The organism is Phytoactinopolyspora endophytica (assembly GCF_004138495.1).
Lineage (GTDB): Bacteria > Actinomycetota > Actinomycetes > Jiangellales > Jiangellaceae > Phytoactinopolyspora > Phytoactinopolyspora endophytica.
In genome coordinates, this window is record NZ_ML142870.1 from 122,491 (window position 1) to 124,233 (window position 1,743).

Annotated in this window: 1 protein-coding gene and 1 pseudogene; both read left to right on the plus strand. The window is 68.4% G+C overall.

Translation table 11 applies throughout. The annotated features are described in order from the left end of the window. Positions 1-317: pseudogene (locus ELR45_RS39645) on the plus strand (ATP-binding cassette domain-containing protein); the annotation flags it as partial. Next, positions 314-1,743 (plus strand): ABC transporter ATP-binding protein (locus ELR45_RS30045; RefSeq protein WP_205857551.1); only part of this gene is annotated, 1,430 nt, incomplete at its 3' end. The pseudogene ELR45_RS39645 and the gene ELR45_RS30045, both read left to right, overlap by 4 nt.

Consider the following 1,743-nt stretch of genomic DNA (forward strand, 5'->3'; position numbering starts at 1 on the left):
AAGGGGCAAATCTGTCCGGCGGGCAACGCCAGCGACTTGCTCTGGCCCGCGCCGTCGTCGGCCGGCCCTCTACGTTGGTCCTCGACGACCCGCTCTCGGCGTTGGATGTCCACACCGCGGCGGCCGTCGAGGTCACGCTCCGGGACGTACTGGCCACGACCACGGCGCTCATCGTCGCCCACAGGCCTTCGACGGCGCTCCTCGCCGATCGGGTCGCGCTGCTCTCCGACGGTCGGATCGCCGCAGTCGGTACACATCATGAACTGCTGGCGACGAACGCGGAGTACGCCGAGCTCATGCGCGAGGCGCGCCGATGAGCGGCCCCGACGCTGCCTCCGATCCGTTCGCGCGGGACATGCTCCCCACACCCGACGGTGCGTCGCGTGCTCTGCTGACGTCGCTGTTGCGCCCACGCTTGCGCCGCACCGTAGCGACCTGTCTTCTCCTCTTCGTCCAACGCGCCGTGTCGCAGATGAGTCCTCTGCTGGTCGCGTACACAATCGACCGAGCGATCCCGGCTCTCCGCGCCGACGACCAGGTTCCGCTGCTAGCGGTCTCCGCCGGCTATCTGCTGGTCTCGACGGGCTCGGGCGTGTTGCAGCATGTCTTCGTCCGCGCGTCGGCCCGGCTAGGTCAGGACGTGATACTCGACCTGCTCGGGCGCGTCTTCGGCCACGCCCAGGCCATGAGCATCGACTTCCACGAGCGATACTCCTCCGGCCGCTTTACCGCCAGAGCCACCAGCGATGTCGGGGCGTTGCGCCGCCTGCTCGCCCATGGTCTCGAGGACATCGTCGGCGCGTTCCTCACTGTCATCTACATCGTCGCCACGCTGCTGTACCTGGACTGGCGGCTGGGTCTGGCTGCCGTGGCCGTCGGAGGGCCGCTCTATCTGACCGCCCGTTCCTTCCGGCGCCGGGCGGGCCGCGTCTACGGCGAGCGCTCGACCGCGACGGCTGCCGTCACGCAGAAGTTCGCGGAGACGTTCAACAACATCCGGGTGGTCCAGGCATTCCGGCTCGAGGCGTCCAACGACGAGTCGTTCATGCGGGTCAACCGCCGGCACGCGCGCATCAATGGCGACGCCGGCCTGGCGATGGCACGGTACGTCACGTCGTCCCGGCTGGTCGCCAACACCGGCATCGCCCTGCTCATCATGTGGGGTGCCTTCCGCGTGGCCTCCCATGACCTAGAACTGGGCGTATTCGCGGCCGCCGTGCTCTATCTGCGCCGCTTGTACGACGAACCGCTCAAGCTCGGGGGCGTCCTGGATGCCTACCAGGCGGCGAACGCGTCCTTGGGGAAGATCTCCGCGCTCTTGGCGCAGCGGCCGTCGGTCGCCGAACCGGCCATACCTCAGGTCCTGCCGACGAATGCTCCCGAGCGACGCGGCCGACGCGTTGTCTTCGAGCGGGTGGCCTTCGAATACCACTCGGGTGGTGAGGTGCTGCCCACGTTCGACCTCGCACTCCCCGCGGGGGATGTCGTCGCCGTCATCGGATCGACCGGAGCCGGCAAGTCCACTCTGGCCAAGCTGCTGGCTCGCTTCTACGACCCGACTCGGGGCCGCATCCTCCTCGACGGAGTCGACCTGCGCAGTCTTGACACGGCCGAGCTACGTCGCGAAGTGACGATGGTGACGCAGGACGCCTTCATCTTCTCCGGCACCATCGCCGAGAACATCGCCATCGGCCGCCCCGATGCCGCCCGCGACGAGATCGTGCGGGCGGCCGAGGCGATCGG